Origin of the sequence: Chryseobacterium sp. SIMBA_029, assembly GCF_046535275.1 — a bacterium.
Taxonomy (GTDB): domain Bacteria; phylum Bacteroidota; class Bacteroidia; order Flavobacteriales; family Weeksellaceae; genus Chryseobacterium.
Genome location: NZ_JAWRXA010000002.1, coordinates 46570 through 62797 on the forward strand (window position 1 = coordinate 46570; position 16228 = coordinate 62797).

Sequence of the window (16228 nt, forward strand, 5' to 3'; positions counted from 1 at the left end):
TAAAAATAAATAGAGTACTAATTTTTAGTTTTAAAATACTCTAATACTAAAAAATAAGATTAAGTATGAATTATGCGTATTTAGGATATGAATTTGAAAAACTTCTTCAAGATGTTTTTATTAAATTTGATTTTGAAACTGAGGTCGAGGTTGCTATCCGACCTGATTTATTTCTTGAAGTTGATCTTCTTTGTAAGAAAAATGGTTTGTCAACATGGGCTGAAGTAAAATTTTATCGTGATGACAGAGTTAGTATAAATAATATAAAAAATGCTATTTTAAAACTATCTAATAAACTTCAAATATATTCTGATGAAAAAACAACCGGATTACTTATCATATCATCCTATGTAACCCAAGATTTCAAAAAAGTAACAAGTGAAGATTATGGAATATCAATTTGGGATAGATCTGACATTTATTATTTAATTAAAAAAGTATTAAAGGATGACTTGCTTTTAGAACGTTTCGAGAAGTTATTATTAAAAGCAAAGCAAGGAGTAGATATTGAGGATGTTTTTGATAAGGTTATTCATAGCGAACAAACAGCTGAAGAGTTTCTAAATTTATTTAGCTTCCCTGAATTACAGGATATTACAATCGATATAAAAACTGATGGAGAAGCTTTATATAAAGAGCTAGTTGAAATTCCCACAGGAAGGGATGGGTGGAGACGATACGAACTTAAATGTATTGAAATTTTAAAATATGTATTTGAGGATGAACTTAGTAATTGGAGCGCACAAAATACTACAGATGATGAATTAAGTCGTTTTGATATGATTTGCAGAATTATTGGGCAAAGTTCATTTTGGTCAAGTCTAATCCAATCATTTCAAACACGATACGTACTTTTTGAATTCAAAAATTATACTGATCCGATTGGGCAAGACCAAATTTATACAACAGAGCGATATCTTTTTCTACGAGGACTTAGGTCTGTAGCCTTTATTATAAGCCGAGAGGGAGGGAAACCACAAGCTTTAAAGGCATCAAAGGGTGCACTTAGAGAACATGGTAAATTAATTATAGTTCTTAAAAATCAGGATCTCAATAAAATGTTGCAAATGAAAGATTCGGGTGATAATCCTAGTGATCATCTTTCAGATATTCTTGATGAATTTTTAATATCACTATCTCGTTGATGAGAATTATTTTGTAATTAGTTAGATATTTATAATTCTATATTTTTAAGATTATAAATTAATACAGAATTTCCTGTATCGTCAATAGAAATGCTTCTTCTGTATCACTTAGCTTTTCCGATGAATATAGGAGAGAAGTTTTAACGAAAGAAATTGGAGAGAGCCTAATATCCAAACCGTTTTAATAGAGACATTATCCCACAAAGTGTGTAAGTTAAAAAGTCAGGGCTTAGATTTTATAATCTGAGCCTTTTTTCAAAAATAAGCATAAATTGATTGAGAACAATGCCCCAATTTTGAATAGGAATTGTCCATTTTTTAGTGGCTTCTTTTAATGCGAGATACACTGATTTCATTACTGCATCATTGGTAGGAAAAGACATTTTGTTTTGGTGAATTTTCTTATTTTTCCGTTAACAATATTAATATTTACTAATTATAAAGATATATAGGGTTCAATATCTTTAAAAATCCTATTTGGTCTTAAAAAACGACAATTATTTCCAAATGATTATTTTATCCTCCTCATTTGTAAGGATAAGAAAATACTTTTTTTTAAGGATTTTATTTAAATCTTCTTTAATGACCTTTGTAAAACATAAAACAATTCATTATGGAAGAAAACAACAACTTAGAAAAAGAGCTTGAAACAAATGAAAACGGTAACGGCTCTAACGATTCAACAGGAGAAACTGAAACTTCAAAAGCCCAAGGATCAACACCCCCTACAACAACTGTAGATCCTCCTCCAACAACTTCACCCGAAGGTGCTGGTGAAATTATTAAACCTATTGAAGGACGGGAAAGAAACCCTAAAAAAAGATAATTTTCTTAGAATCCAAAAACAGAGGGTTTTACTATATTTACATAGTAAAGCCCTCACCATTTGTATATGTATAGAGTATTTGTGATTTTTTTTAGCATTTATTTCATTAATGCAAATTGCCAGCAAAAAAACATAATAGATAGTTTAATTTTATTGTCGCAATCTAAAACATTAAATGATACATTGAAAATACAAGCTTTCAATGAGCTCTCTTGGGAATTAAGAAAAACTAATTTTAGTAAAGCAAAATACTATGCTTTAAATGCTTATAAGATTAGTAAAAAAATAAACTATCCAAATGGTGTCGTTACAAGCTTGAATAGACTTGGTACCGCTTATATTTTTAATAAACAATTTTCACTTGCGGAAAAAGAATATGTGAAAGTCTTACGCTTAGAAAAGCAATCTGGAAATAAATATGGTATTGGCCGAGCCAACAATCAACTTAGTGAAATATACAGAAATAAAAAAGACTTAAATAAAGCGCTTTCGTATGGATTAGATGCGTTGAATATATTTGGACAGCTTAAACAACTATCATTAGAGGCATTGGTTTCTAATAATGTAGGACTTATATATCAGAATATGGGATCATATGAACAAGCTAACAGATACCTATTAAAAGGACTTTCAATAAGGGAACAATTGAAAGAGGAAAAAAATATAGCACATAGCTATACGAATTTAGGCATCCTGTATTTAGTCATGAAAAATCATGAAAGCGCTAAAGAATATTTTCTTAAAAGTGAAAATTACTTTATTAAAATCCATGATGATTACGAACTCTCGAAGATATACAACAATTTAGGAGTTGTATACTTTGAAACCGGAAACAATACTTTATCACAAGAGTATTATAATAAAGCAATGAAATTAAAGATTAAATTAGGTTTAAAAGATACAAATTCAGAGATATACAATAATCTTGGTGCTCTTTATTATAAAAAAGGCGATGACCAACAGGCTATTCAGAAGTTTAAAAAAAGTATTGATATACAGAAAAAATATATTTCTAAAAATGGACTTAAAGAAGCAAATATAAATTTAGGGCATATTTACTTTCGAAATCAGGAATATGATAAAGCTATAAAGTTTTATAAAAACACCTTAGAAACCTCAAAAACCTCACAAAATAAGTCAGAAAAACTAAAAGCTTTAGATGGATTGTATCTGGCATATTCTGTGAAACAAGATTATGATTCTGCAATATACTACTCCCAACAGTATAATTTTTTAAGAGATAGTTTGGAAACTGACTATAAGAAGGCTGTAGATTATAGAGAAAAGTTTGCGAGAATACAGAAAGAAAATGAACTTTTACAAAGAGATAAGAAAATTTCAATAGTAAATATTAAAAATTTAGAACTTAAAAATCAAAATAATAACATATTGATATACACCTTATCTACCATATTTTCTTTATTCGTATTATTATTTTTTCTTTGGACAAAATGGAAAGTTGAAAGACAAAAGAAAGAAATAGCAGTAAAAGATAGAGAATTAGAGGAAAAAAAATTAGAGCAACTAATTAAAAATCAAGAAATCAAATCTTACAATGAAATGTTGAATACACAGGATCAAGAACGTAAGAGAATTTCACAAGATTTACATGACAGGATAGGAAGCATACTATCAGTTGCCAAGGTCTATTACAAATCTGGAGAAGAACAGCTTTTACAAAATAAGAATTTTGATCTTGTGAGTTTCCAGAAGGCAAATGAGCTGATAGATGAAGCTTGCCAAGAAGTCAGAAGGTTATCTTATGAAATGTCCTCTGGTGTACTCACTAAATTCGGATTGCTTTCAGCCGTTGAAGATTTAGTAATTACTATTGAACAAACTAAGAAAATAAAGATAGAATTCATAGCAGGTGATTTAGAAAATAGACTAGAAAACAATATTGAAATCCAAATATATAGAATCATTCAAGAGTTGATGAATAATATTTTAAAGTATGCAGATTCAAGTCATGTAACTATTCAAATATTAAAGCTTAAAAATAAAGTAAATGTTCAAGTAGAAGACAATGGTATTGGCTTTAACACTAATGAACACTCCAATGGCATGGGGTTACAAAATATAAGGTCTAGAGTGAGCTCATTAGGAGGTGAAATCGATATTGATTCTGTAATTGGACGTGGAACCTATGTGAATATAGAAATACCTATAAATAGTAATATATGATAAAGATTATTATTGCTGATGACCATGAGATAGTTCTTGATGGTTTGGAATTAGTCATTAAGAATGATCCTAATATTGAGATTGTTGGACGTGCACTGACAGGAACAGATGTTATTTCAATAGTTAATACTAAAAATGTAGATATTGTTGTACTTGACATCAACATGCCTATTATGGATGGTATAGAAACAACAAAGTTTCTCAAAAAAAATCATCCTGAAATTAAAATACTTATTCTTAGTATGCATGAGGAAATTAGTTTTATAAGAAGTATCTTCAATGCAGAAGCTAATGGATATATATTGAAAAACAAAGGAAAAGAGGAGTTATTGAGCGCTATATATAGCATTCATAATGGAAAGGATTATTTCTCGGAAGAAGTTACGCAGTCAATTTATGCAACATTAAAATCAAAAGATGTAGTAGGAGAAATTAAACTTACTGAGAAGGAAAAACAGGTTCTTACTTATATTGGGAATGGATACACAGGTCCTGAAATTGCTGATAAGCTAAATATTGCCAAGACTACCTTTGAGACCCATAAAAGAAATCTTATAGAAAAAACGGGTGTTAGGAATTCAAATACTCTTATCAAATTTGCAATTGAAAACGGATATTACAATCCTACTTAATATTAAAAGCTGCTTTTTGAGCAGCTTTTTTTATCCTCAAAAGTGAGGATGAAAAATCCTTAAAACTGGGGAAACCCACTGTAATATGGCTATTTAACTTTGCATTGTAATCAAATTATAAAAATATTACAATGTCTTTACAAATAAAATATTCAACAGAAATTGCCAAGGAGCTTGGTAAGATTGCAGTTTATCTGCCAGGTGAAATCATTGAGGTAGGTGATATTATTAAATTTCCATATGGTAAAGCGGGTTTTTTAAAAAAAGAAGCTCCACTTGGTACTTTTACAAAAATTTCTTCGCTCAAAAATCTTGATGTCAACTATTCAGAAGATGATAGTTTAGGAAACAAGCATAGTTACAAATTCTCAAGTAAAAACTCTGTAAAGAGTATTACATCAGCAAATTCACAAATTGAAGTTGTAGATGAGTTACCGAATGCAAATGGTGAAATAACATTACAATTTACATCGGAAGGTTCTATTTACTTCCATGCTCTTGAGTGCTACAAAAAGCAAATCGGTGACATCACAAAACTTGAAAATGAAATCATTTCAAAAAGTAAGGTTCTAATATGGGATAATACTTATCTCGTAACTTCTGTAACCTATGCATCAAATGCTTTAATAATGCAGTCCAGATCAAAAAACTCTGAAATTACTTTAGCCGGAAACATCAATGGATTAAAAACACAAGGAATAGACATTGGGGTTTCAGCAGAATTAAATATTAAGAATCAAAATGGAGATTTTTTCATAAAAGACTGGTCAAAGAATGTTAGTGTTTTTATGGAATTGATGAAGTTTGAAAAAGAAACATTCCAAGTTATGAACAAAAATTTTAGCCCAAAAGAATCTAAAGACAGATTGATTCCTGTCCAAGTAAATAGTTTAATTATATAATTTAAAAAAATGTTCTACACAAAAAGTTATTTGAGAGATCTCTCAAGAACCGGAAGAAAGGGCACAAAAACCTTTTCCGCAACAGTAAATGAAAGTAAAAATAGTATGTCCTTTGACATTTTCTTGTCTCATAGCTATCGAGATAAGGAGTATATAGAAGGTTTATTTTTAGAATTATCATCAAAAGGATTCAAGGTTTATGTTGACTGGATAGTTGATTCCCATCTTGACAGAAAAAATGTAGATAAGAGGACTGTTGCCTTAATACGAAACAGGATGAAGCAGTCAAAATCTCTAATTTATGCAACTTCCGAAAATGCTTCAACATCAAAGTGGATGCCTTGGGAATTAGGCTATATGGATGGAGAGACTAGCAGATGTGCCATTCTTCCAATTACAGATTACGAAAACTCTACGTTTGAAGGTCAAGAATTTTTATCCGTCTACCCCTATGTCACAAAAGAGTCTGTAAAAGGTCTTGTAACAGGCAATATTTCGACAGAAGAAATATTATGGTTAAATGAAAACTCAAGGAGCTATCAAAGTTTAAAAGAATGGTTAAGATAAGAAATGAACAAAAATTACAAATTATTTAAACACTAAATATAATGAGAAGAAGGAGAGCAAAAGCTGTTGTTGTAGGTGTCAATTATTATAAATCCGATAATGTTAAAAATCTTTTTGGGTGTGTAAGTGACGCGTATGAAGTAAAAACAGTATTAGAAAGAGATGCCGATGGGACAAAAAATTTTGATGTAGTATTAGAAACTGCTGTAGATGAAAATTCAGCCATTGATCGAAGAAAGTTAAAAGATCTTATTTTAGATGTATTCAATGAAGATAATCCAGAAATAGCGTTATTCTACTTTTCAGGTCATGGCTATTTAGAAGATTCCGGAGGCTATCTTGTAACTTCTGACTGTGAAGACGGAGATCAAGGACTTTCCATGACAGAAATCTTAGGATATGCTACTGCTTCAAAAGCTTTAAATAAAATTATAATTTTAGATTGTTGTCATAGTGGCAAGATGGGTAGTCCTGGTGCTGAAACATCTGTTACAATCTGTGAAGGGATGACTATATTGACTGCCTCTACAGATAAACAATATGCATCAGAAATTGACGGATCGGGCTTATTTACTAAGCTTTTTGTTGATGCATTAATGGGTGGGGCAGCTAATATTTTAGGAAATATTACACCAGGTAGCGTATATGCCCATATCGATCAATCTTTAGGAGAATTTGGACAACGTCCAATGTTTCGAACCAATGTAAAAACATTTATTAGTTTACGAGAAGTAAATCCTTCCGTTTCACTTTCTGATTTGAGGAGAATCACTGAACTTTTCCCAGCTAGAGAAGAGCATTTATTAGAGCCTTCTTATGAACCGACCAGTGATAATGCAGATAAAAATAATTGCGAAAAATTTGAAATTATGCAAAGTTATAACAGAGTTGGGCTCGTAGTTCCAATTGACTCGGATCACATGTATTATGCTGCCATAAATTCCAAATCTTGTAAACTTACAGCATTAGGTGAACATTATTGGAACCTTGTAAAAAATGATAGAATTTAAATTAATATACAAACTAAAATAATATGAAAATTCTTTTAAACACAGATTCTGTAGAAGAACTGAATCAGGATATCAGAAATAAAATCTCAAAAGATCTTAAAACTTGGGAAAAGAAAACTGACGGTAATGGGTATACATTGTATTATCATTCAACAAAATCAGGTCAGTGGGATGATGAATTATTTGTGAAGCCCTTTTTAAATATTGCTAAGAAACAAATAGAATTTTACGTCACTAGATCAGATGGTAAAATAATCGATTTTGAACCATCTTTTGGATACTTACTGGGGAGATTTACGGAAATATTGTTAGTGAATTTTTCTGATCGATTTAGTAGTCTTGAATTTAAATAATCAAATCTTAAAAATAATTAAACAACTTTTTAAAATAAATAAATATGGCAAACCCAAGAGCATTTATAAGCTTCGATTTTGATAACAACGAGGGGCAAAAAATGTATTTTATCGGACAATCAGTTAATTCGCGCACTCCTTTTAATATTGAAGATTGGTCTTCAAAGACAGCTTTAGCACAATCAACATGGCAACAAATCATTGAAGATAAGATGAAAAGATGTAATATGATGATAGTATTGGTTGGTAGAAATATGGGTACTGCGACTGGTGTAAATAAAGAAATTCAAATGGCAATTAAAAATAATGTTCCTTTTTTTGGAGTATATGTCGATGAAGCAAATTCTTCATCTACTTTACCGGTAGGTTTGGCTAGGAATAGGGTTATTCAATGGACTTGGGATGGTATTGCAAATGCAATTTCTCAGATGATGAAGGAAGGTAAAAATCTTTAAAACATATTTTGAAAAATGTAATTTAAAGTAGTGATACATTTGCTCGGAAACTAGATATTGAGAAACCTGACTATTAGCTTACTGAATAAAATATGTAAATTTTATACATAAATAATTAATAAAAACAGATTTATATGATTTTAGGAATAACCGGTCATCAAAGTCTCGAAGGTTTTGACTTAGATTGGATTAAAGTGACAATTGGCAATTTTTTAACGGAGAATAATGTTAGAAAGGGGATGTCATCTTTGGCAATTGGTGCAGATCAACTTTTCTGTAGAGAATTAATTAAAAGAAATATCAACTATGATGTGATTATTCCATGCAATAATTATATATCTACTTTTAAAACTCTAAAGGATTCTAAATCTTTCATAGATTTATTAAACATGTCAAAAGGTACTTACACACTTGATTTTGATAAGCCCAGTGAAGCTGCATTCTATTCAGCAGGTATTGAAATAGTCAATAAAGCAACCGTAATAATAGCGATATGGGATGGAAAGCCAGCAAAAGGTTTGGGAGGTACCGGAGATATTGTTAAAATTGCATTACAGCAAAAAAAGAGTGTTTATCATATTAATCCAGTAAATGAGCAATCTAAATATTTGATTAATACATAAGTTTATAGTAGGAAGGTAAATGTTTTACTTATATTTAAATAAAATTAAAATCATGATTAAATATCAATTTACAATTATAGCAATGTTTTCAGTTGCCGAGGGCGGAAATAAAGAGATTGCTAAATTCGAGTTTTATGCAGTAGATAAAAATACAGCCGAAATTATTAAAGAAAGTCTTATGGAAGCTTATTTTAGTTCAGGCAATTACCGTCCTAACCCTAGACAAACCACTGATTTAATTGAATTTTTAAATTAAAATTAAAACGCTCTTTTAGAGCGTTTTTTTCTTTAGTATTTCCTTTTTTTTGATAAAATTCATTATATATTTTATATAGACAAGCCACAATCAGTATTAAAAGATTTTTTTCGAGGTTTTAATATTTTGCGCCAACAGAATTAGCGAAGTAAACATCAATAACAATGGTACTAATTATTATCAAAACATTTTTATCACAATTAGGATTGTTAATCAAATAATAAACTCCCAAATCCCCTATTGCTTTTGATAATCCAGCTTTTAGATCTGTAAGAACCACCATCCAGAAAGCTGAACTTTCATTTTTTCCAAGCCACATTCCTAACACCTCCTTTCTCCCGTCACGATTTGCAATTTTGATAGTATCTTTTTGAGCAATTTTAAAATCTTCATATCTCAAAGGTCTTTTACTGTTCCATGGAATTAATTGAACTTGCTGTTGAATGAAGCTTAATAGAAAGATTACTATTGGAAATAAAACTATTTTTTTCATTATTAATTTAGAACAATATATATTCAAATATGCTCAATTTTTGAAATCTAATTTGAGAGGTTTTTAATTAAAGGCGAAAAAAAATAAAATAAAGCCTATTAGGCCCAGCCATATACCATAAAAACTCACCTATAGGGCTTCCAAATATATTTTTAGCAAATAGGAAGTGCTTATTCTATTAAAGGACTACATAGTTTAATGTATGCCCCCAAAATCTCTTTGTTAGGACCTTTGCAATGCCTTCATTTTGAATTTTTATAAGGAACTCACGAATAATATCATCTAATGAATGCTTTTCTATACACATAATTGGACATGCCATCCTGGCAGATTAAAGTTTTCTTGTTATTATTTTTTTTAATTTACAAAAAAATATTAAAGTTTATCTCATAAAAATACGATGTTTCTTTTTTTTATATATTTGCCTACAAATTAAAATAACGTCAAGCGTAAGCTATCGTTTTGGTACATAAAGCCGCGAACTTTAAAATGATAACCAAAAATGATAGACTTACGCCCATGCTTATACGGCGTGGGCTAAGTCTTTCTGGTTATCGGGTACTTCGCGGCGCCTATGTACGGATTGATATTAGTTCCACGCTTTTTTATGAAAATAGGCATGATACAAATTTTGACCGTAACTACCCAACAAGAAGAAGGAGGAGCATTATTTCTAAAAATAATTTTGTTCATCTATTTCATTCCTTCAATGATAGCTTTACTACGCCTTCCAGTTCTAAAGTTTAAATTTCTAGTTGTATTATTAATCAATGCATTCTTAGGATGGACAGTGTATGGTTGGTGGCTTTCATTTATAAAAGCAGTATCTAGCAGCAAAGGATTTTAATGTAAGATATTAAGCAAGCAATTATAGGATGATAAAGGTAGTTTTAAAGGTCTCAGAAAGCGAAATTAACCACATATTACGCAAACTCGCAAAACTGGGAATTAATAATATAAAAATTAAAAAGAAACGAGAAAAATTAAATCTTTTTCGTTATAAAAACATGCTTGATAATAACAATTTCGAAAAACAAGTGTAATCAAATAGAAAACATACTCATTATACTCGATTACAAAGTTTCAGTCACGATTCATAACTTCTCCTGTCAGCCCAAAAAGCATTTAAATTTTGAACGTCATCCCTTTAATAAATTGGCATTGATCTCTAAGTGAATCAATCTCTTTGTCCACATTATGATGATCAAAAACATGAATTGAAAATCAGAAAACTATATCTATTGTAAAATTCAACTTCGGATTAAAATAATTTTCGATAACAGGAATTATCGAGAGCTTCTGATAATGGTTGTGAGTTATTATAATAATTTTTATAAAAAATTTAATATCAGCGTTTTATAAATTATTCTTATTTGAAATGTACACAATATACATAATATTTATAATATTCACAATATATATTAGGAATGCTTATGTTTTGAATAAAAAAAAGCTAAGTTTTGTATTTTTTTAATATGTTTGTGTAAAATAAAATCCGTTCAGTATTCCAGCACCGACGGATTATATTTTCGTTTTGATATATGGAAAAAAGAACTTTCTTTTGTCCCCTATACCGTATTTTTATCTAGCAAATATAAAATTTATTGCTGAATAAAAAAATTATGAGTATTAATATTTTTGGAAAACTTCAAAAATATTATATCAATAGATAATGGAATAGGTAAGGTCGAAAGTTTATTTTTCTATATGAGGTTTTATAACTTTAAAATTATATACATTATGGGAAAAAAACTTAATGAACTTCAAAATCTTTTTGAAAAATGTATGGAGGAAAATGCTTTTTCAAATACTTTAAAAAAGAAATTTTTGTCTGAATTTTATCGCCTTTCCTTCTATATGTCCTCCAAATCGATTCTCCTCTATAATGAAAATACAGGAGAACAATATTTGACATATCTGCAATCACAAGGTGAAAGTGAGCTAAATAAAAATTCTAAAGATCAATATCATGAATGGTATATTGAACTTTTAAATTCCGTATTAAATGGAGATTGGACTGTAAAGAAAAGAAGAAAAGATTATAATATACCATTACCAGGTAATCTAGGAGGTTATATGCTTGATTTTCTCAATACGTATGCAAAAGAAAGGCATTTGTCAGAATATACGAGAACTTACTATTATATCGGACTTAAAAAGTTTTGTGAAAAATTGGTTGAAGATAAGATTTCAAATCTTCATAATATTACGGCAGAATATGTACTTGAATTTGTTTACTTACAAAAAAATAAAGAGCATGTGGCTGCTATTTTAAGATCAGTCTTAGCAGATCTTCATTCAAAAAAAATTATTGATTTTCGGACAGCAAATATTCTTACCAATGTAAAAACTAGATCCGATAAAAAGCTACCTTCTCACTATACACCTGAGGAAGTTATGTGCATAGAGAAATCTATAGGAAATATGCAATAGGTAAAAGGGATTACGCTATAATTTATTAGCGACTCGGTTAGGTTTAAGATCTTCAGATATAAGACTTTTACAATTTTCTAATATTGATTGGGAAAATAATGTTATAATTCTTGAGCAATTTAAAACCAAAGAACCAATTGAATTACCATTATTAGTAGATGTGGGTGAGGCGATTATAGATTATATCAAATACGGTAGACCTAAATCTTTTTCTAAGTACATTTTTCTTAAAGGAAACTCTCCACATTTACCTTTGGGAGGACAAGCTTTGACCGCAATAACGAAAAAGTATTTTATAAAATCTAATGTTAAGTTTGCAAAAAAACGTCATGGTCCACATTCCTTACGACACAGTTTGGCAACGAATCTTCTTAAAAAAGGAACGCCATTACCTGTAATTTCAGGAACTCTAGGGCACAGTAGTACTGCAAATACAATGATTTATGTTCATTTAAATACTGAAGATTTACTCAAGTGCTCTTTGGATGTGCCCCCCGTTAGCAAATATTTTTATCTACAAATAAACTAAAAACGTAATTATGGAAGAACCAAAAGATCTTTATAAAAGCAGATTCGCACCATATATAAATGGATTCCTTATAGAAAAAAAGCAGAAAGGTCTTTCTGATACAAAAGTATTAAAAGGCTTTATGTTGGAATTTGATAAATTTTTCCAAGAATACAACATAACGGATTTAAATATTACTGAAGGTATCATTTTGCAATGGAGAAACACGAGAATTAGTGATGGTAAACGAACTTTGTACTATAAATATACTGCCTGGATAAATTTTTGTAGATATTTATGCAGTATAGGAATAGAATGCTATATTCCACGATCCCCAAGGGAAGGTAGCCAAAATGATTATATACCTTACATATATACATCTCAAGAGATTGATCTAATTTTTGCAACTGTTGATAAACTTCGAATAGATAGAAATAGAAATACTACTCCAATGTTTGTTATGCCAGTTATATGTAGATTACTTTATAGTACAGGAATGCGCATTAGTGAGGCACTGTCTCTTAAAAATGAAGATTTGGATTTTGATAAACGACTTATTTATATAAACAGAGCTAAAAATGGGCAACAAAGATTGGCTGTTATGAACGATTCTTTATTGTCAGTTCTAAAAGAGTATAGGACATTCAGAAACTTTATCCCAATTCATGATATAGATACTCCAAATAGACATTTCTTTACAACACAAATGGGTAAGAAATGTTCTGTAGGAAACATTCGGGTTTGGTTTCATAAAACTTTGTATTATGCGGATATCCCTAAGCAAACTTATGTTAACTCTCCCAGGATACATGATTTAAGACATACTGCTGCTGTTCATAGCTTGCAGAAATTAATAAGTTTGGGTACAGATATACATAGTGAGCTTCCTTCGATTTCAATGTTTTTAGGACATAAAAATTTAAAATCAACAGCACATTATATTAGATTGACAACACAAATGTTTCCGGATCTAATTAAAATTCAAAGTAAAACGGCTTTTGTTTTTCCTGATATGAAATTTATTAATACTGATGATTTATGACAGATTTTGCTAAATATTTAGAAAAGTTTTTCCACAAATATTTGATTAATGAGTATGGCGCGTCAAAACATACAATTAGGGCGTATAGAGATAGCTTTTCGTTATTATTATCTTTTATGAATAAAGTTAAATTTATAGATGCTGATAAGATTGAGCTTAAACATATTAGTAAAGATGTTATACTAGACTTTTTATCCTGGCTTGAGTATGAACATAATAATAATATAGCAACAAGAAATCAGCGTTTTGCAGCTATTCGATCCTTTTTTAAATTCTTAATGTATGAAGAGCCAACTAGGATAGGTGAATGGCAAAACATCCGATCAATTAGATTAAAAAAAACAATTATTAAAACTGTTTTATATTTATCTATTGAGGGAATTAAGTTACTTCTTGAACAAATTCCGAAGAATAATCGCGGCTCGATAAGGGATTTGGCGATGCTGGCTCTATTGTATGACAGCGGAGCTCGTGTTCAGGAATTAATAGACCTATCTCCGTGTAATATAAGATTTGAAGAACCATGTAAGATATTACTACGTGGTAAAGGAAATAAAGAGAGATTAGTACCGTTACAAGCAGAACAAATAAAATTTTTAAAACAATATATAATCGATTATGGGCTTGACAAAAGAGAAAAAGAAAATACTCCATTATTTTTTAACAGAGTTGGAGAAAAGCTTACATCTGCGGGAGTTACATATATCCTTAAAAAATATGCTAGTGCTGCTAGATTTGTTAATCCTGAAATTATTCCTGAAATAATTAGTCCACATACATTAAGGCATTCAAAAGCTATGCATCTTGCTGAAGCTGGATTAAGTTTATTTTGGATAAGAGATTTTCTTGGTCACTCAAGTGTACAAACGACAGATAGATATACTAGAACGAATTCAAGACAGATAAGAAAAGCTTTAGAATCCGTTTATGAAGATGTATTACCTCAAGTTAATAATGAACGTTCGTGGGAAAAAAATTCTGCGTTAAAAGATTTTCTTAAAGGTTTGGGATAATTTTAATAATGTAATCAAAAGTCTAAGTACAAAGTTAATAGCCTAACTAGTTGATATCTTAAGATTTATTTTTTAGACTTTTGATTATATTTAAGTTTTGATAACAGACTTTATCAAAAGCTTTTGATAAATTTCATGAATACAATATTTTATCTTTGCAGGATTGAAGACGAATAAAAAGGCAGATCCTCCATTCGTTTTTTTCAAGGCAATACCAACAAATGATTTAAAAATGGCAAAAGGATTCAGACAAAAAATTCGTCTAAAAAATACAGAAAACAGTGGGTTTGGCAGCAATGCATCCGGCAGATTTATCAATAAAGACGGTCTTCCCAACGTTCAGAGAAGGGGAGTGAATGTTTTTAACAGATTAAGCTGGTACCATACGATGCTGAACCTCTCTACATTCCGTTTTCTTTCCTATCTGGTGATTGCTTATATCCTCATCAATATTGTTTTTGCCATGATCTATTACCTGATCGGGGTAGAGCACCTTACCGGAATAGATAAAAGCGATCCTTTAAATGAATTTATCGACGTTTTTTTCTTTAGCTCACAAACCTTTACAACGGTAGGATACGGGCGAATTGCTCCGGTAGGTTTCACAGCAAGTCTGGTCGCTACTTTTGAGGCTTTTTTAGGATTGCTTACCTTTGCCATTGCAACCGGACTTTTTTACGGAAGATTTTCCAGACCGAGAGCGTATTTAAGGTTTTCGGATATTGCGGTGGTGGCTCCTTTTCAGGATACGACAGCTTTAATGTTCAGGCTGGCTCCTTATAAGAATAATGCACTTACAGATGCTGATGTGATTCTTTCAACAGCTATTGAAGTGGTCGAAGATGGGGTAGCAAAGAATAATTTTTACAGACTGGATACTCATTTGAGCAAGATCAATACACTGGCGCTTAACTGGACGGTAGTTCATAAGATAGACGAGAATTCACCTTTTTATGGCTTTTCTGAAGATGATTTTAAAAATATAAATATTGAGATCATTGTTCAGATAAGGGCATTTGATGAAGTTTTTTCGAATACGGTGGTTCAGAGGTCTTCCTATGTTTCCCGTGAAATTGTTTATGGAGCAAAATTTACTCCGATGTATTATCCGGCTAAAGAACACCTTACAACCGTCCTGGATTTAGATAAAATAAATGAATATCAAACAGCAGATCTTCCTGTCAGAGAGGAAGAACAAATATAAATGGATTTAAACTTTTACAAAAAACAAGCTTTACTAAAACAGAAAGAGCACAAGAAATTTCTGGACGGATTAAAGAAAAAACCGCCTAAAAATCTCGATTATATAGTACAGGAAACCCATGATGAAGTTTTTGAAAAAGTAGACTGTCTGCAATGTGCTAATTGCTGTAAAACAACCGGCCCCCTTTATACAGAGAAGGATATAGAACGTATTTCCAAGCATCTCCGCATGAAGCCTGCTGATTTTGAGGCGAAGTTTTTACGGGTAGACGAAGACGATGATAAAGTATTACAGAATCTTCCGTGTTTTTTCCTCCTTGATGACAATACCTGCTCCATCTATGAAGTCAGGCCGAAAGCCTGCCGTGAATATCCTCATACCGACCGTAAAAAGATTTACCAGATCAACGATCTGATGATGAAAAATACCGTGATATGTCCTGCCGCTTTTGAATTTGTTGAAAAAATTATGAAAAATATAGTAAAATAGGAGATTTTCTAAAATCCTCTTAAATGATTATAAAGTAAGTTAAAGTACTGATTTCAAGATACTATTTATAAATGATGGGCGTTTAAATTAAAC

17 protein-coding genes and 3 pseudogenes are annotated in these 16228 nt (G+C 30.5%); 18 read left to right on the plus strand and 2 right to left on the minus strand.

The window, feature by feature from the left end:
• Positions 1-65: 65 nt before the first annotated feature.
• A complete protein-coding gene (locus tag SB679_RS03450; RefSeq protein WP_410700827.1) occupies positions 66-1145 on the plus strand; it encodes a hypothetical protein in 1080 nt (359 codons plus the stop codon).
• Positions 1146-1381: 236 nt separating this feature from the next.
• On the opposite strand, the pseudogene SB679_RS03455 reads toward SB679_RS03450, so the two are convergent.
• Positions 1382-1572 (minus strand): annotated as a pseudogene (locus SB679_RS03455) (IS256 family transposase); the annotation flags it as partial.
• 186 nt (positions 1573-1758) lie between these two features.
• Here SB679_RS03455 and SB679_RS03460 point away from each other — a divergent pair.
• The 10 genes from SB679_RS03460 (at position 1759) to SB679_RS03505 (ending at position 8953) form a co-directional block, all read left to right on the plus strand.
• The gene (locus SB679_RS03460; protein ID WP_410700828.1) at positions 1759-1971 is read left to right on the plus strand and encodes a hypothetical protein; all 213 of its coding nucleotides are present in this window, start codon (positions 1759-1761) and stop codon (positions 1969-1971) included.
• A gap of 66 nt (positions 1972-2037) precedes the next feature.
• Positions 2038-4155 (plus strand): tetratricopeptide repeat protein, encoded by a 2118-nt coding sequence (locus tag SB679_RS03465; RefSeq protein WP_410700829.1) that lies wholly within the window; start codon positions 2038-2040, stop codon positions 4153-4155.
• Positions 4152-4787 (plus strand): response regulator, encoded by a 636-nt coding sequence (locus SB679_RS03470; protein WP_410700830.1) that lies wholly within the window; start codon positions 4152-4154, stop codon positions 4785-4787. Before SB679_RS03465 ends, SB679_RS03470 begins: the two co-directional genes overlap by 4 nt.
• A gap of 131 nt (positions 4788-4918) precedes the next feature.
• Positions 4919-5689 carry a hypothetical protein gene (locus SB679_RS03475; protein WP_410700831.1) on the plus strand — a complete coding sequence of 257 codons (771 nt, stop codon included), beginning with the start codon at positions 4919-4921 and terminating at the stop codon, positions 5687-5689.
• A gap of 9 nt (positions 5690-5698) precedes the next feature.
• Positions 5699-6256: a TIR domain-containing protein gene (locus SB679_RS03480; protein WP_410700832.1), complete on the plus strand. Its 558-nt coding sequence runs from the start codon at positions 5699-5701 to the stop codon at positions 6254-6256.
• Positions 6257-6297: 41 nt separating this feature from the next.
• Positions 6298-7266, plus strand: a complete 969-nt coding sequence (locus tag SB679_RS03485; RefSeq protein WP_410700833.1) for a caspase domain-containing protein — start codon at positions 6298-6300, stop codon at positions 7264-7266.
• Between the two features lie 23 nt (positions 7267-7289).
• Entirely contained in the window at positions 7290-7619 is a 330-nt protein-coding gene (locus SB679_RS03490) for a hypothetical protein (protein ID WP_410700834.1), read from the plus strand.
• 44 nt (positions 7620-7663) lie between these two features.
• A complete protein-coding gene (locus SB679_RS03495) occupies positions 7664-8074 on the plus strand; it encodes a TIR domain-containing protein (RefSeq protein ID WP_410700835.1) in 411 nt (136 codons plus the stop codon).
• A gap of 134 nt (positions 8075-8208) precedes the next feature.
• Entirely contained in the window at positions 8209-8697 is a 489-nt protein-coding gene (locus SB679_RS03500) for a hypothetical protein (RefSeq protein ID WP_410700836.1), read from the plus strand.
• Positions 8698-8749: 52 nt separating this feature from the next.
• Positions 8750-8953: a hypothetical protein gene (locus tag SB679_RS03505; RefSeq protein ID WP_410700837.1), complete on the plus strand. Its 204-nt coding sequence runs from the start codon at positions 8750-8752 to the stop codon at positions 8951-8953.
• A 256-nt stretch (positions 8954-9209) separates the two neighbouring features.
• Here the strand turns inward: SB679_RS03505 and SB679_RS03510 are convergent.
• A pseudogene (locus SB679_RS03510) lies at positions 9210-9302 on the minus strand (transposase); the annotation flags it as partial.
• A 763-nt stretch (positions 9303-10065) separates the two neighbouring features.
• Between SB679_RS03510 and SB679_RS03515 the strand changes: the two are divergent.
• From SB679_RS03515 to SB679_RS03545, 7 genes and pseudogenes are all read left to right on the plus strand, one after another.
• The gene (locus SB679_RS03515) at positions 10066-10293 is read left to right on the plus strand and encodes a superinfection immunity protein (RefSeq protein WP_410701238.1); all 228 of its coding nucleotides are present in this window, start codon (positions 10066-10068) and stop codon (positions 10291-10293) included.
• Between the two features lie 893 nt (positions 10294-11186).
• Positions 11187-11879 (plus strand): hypothetical protein, encoded by a 693-nt coding sequence (locus tag SB679_RS03520; RefSeq protein ID WP_410700838.1) that lies wholly within the window; start codon positions 11187-11189, stop codon positions 11877-11879.
• A gap of 37 nt (positions 11880-11916) precedes the next feature.
• Positions 11917-12408 (plus strand): annotated as a pseudogene (locus SB679_RS03525) (tyrosine-type recombinase/integrase); the annotation flags it as partial.
• Positions 12409-12418: 10 nt separating this feature from the next.
• A complete protein-coding gene (locus SB679_RS03530; RefSeq protein WP_410700839.1) occupies positions 12419-13429 on the plus strand; it encodes a tyrosine-type recombinase/integrase in 1011 nt (336 codons plus the stop codon).
• A complete protein-coding gene (locus SB679_RS03535; RefSeq protein WP_410700840.1) occupies positions 13426-14442 on the plus strand; it encodes a tyrosine-type recombinase/integrase in 1017 nt (338 codons plus the stop codon). The genes SB679_RS03530 and SB679_RS03535 overlap by 4 nt, the downstream gene beginning before the upstream one ends.
• Positions 14443-14674: 232 nt before the next feature.
• Positions 14675-15646 carry an ion channel gene (locus SB679_RS03540; RefSeq protein ID WP_410700841.1) on the plus strand — a complete coding sequence of 324 codons (972 nt, stop codon included), beginning with the start codon at positions 14675-14677 and terminating at the stop codon, positions 15644-15646.
• Entirely contained in the window at positions 15647-16135 is a 489-nt protein-coding gene (locus tag SB679_RS03545; protein ID WP_410700842.1) for a YkgJ family cysteine cluster protein, read from the plus strand.
• Positions 16136-16228: the final 93 nt, after the last annotated feature.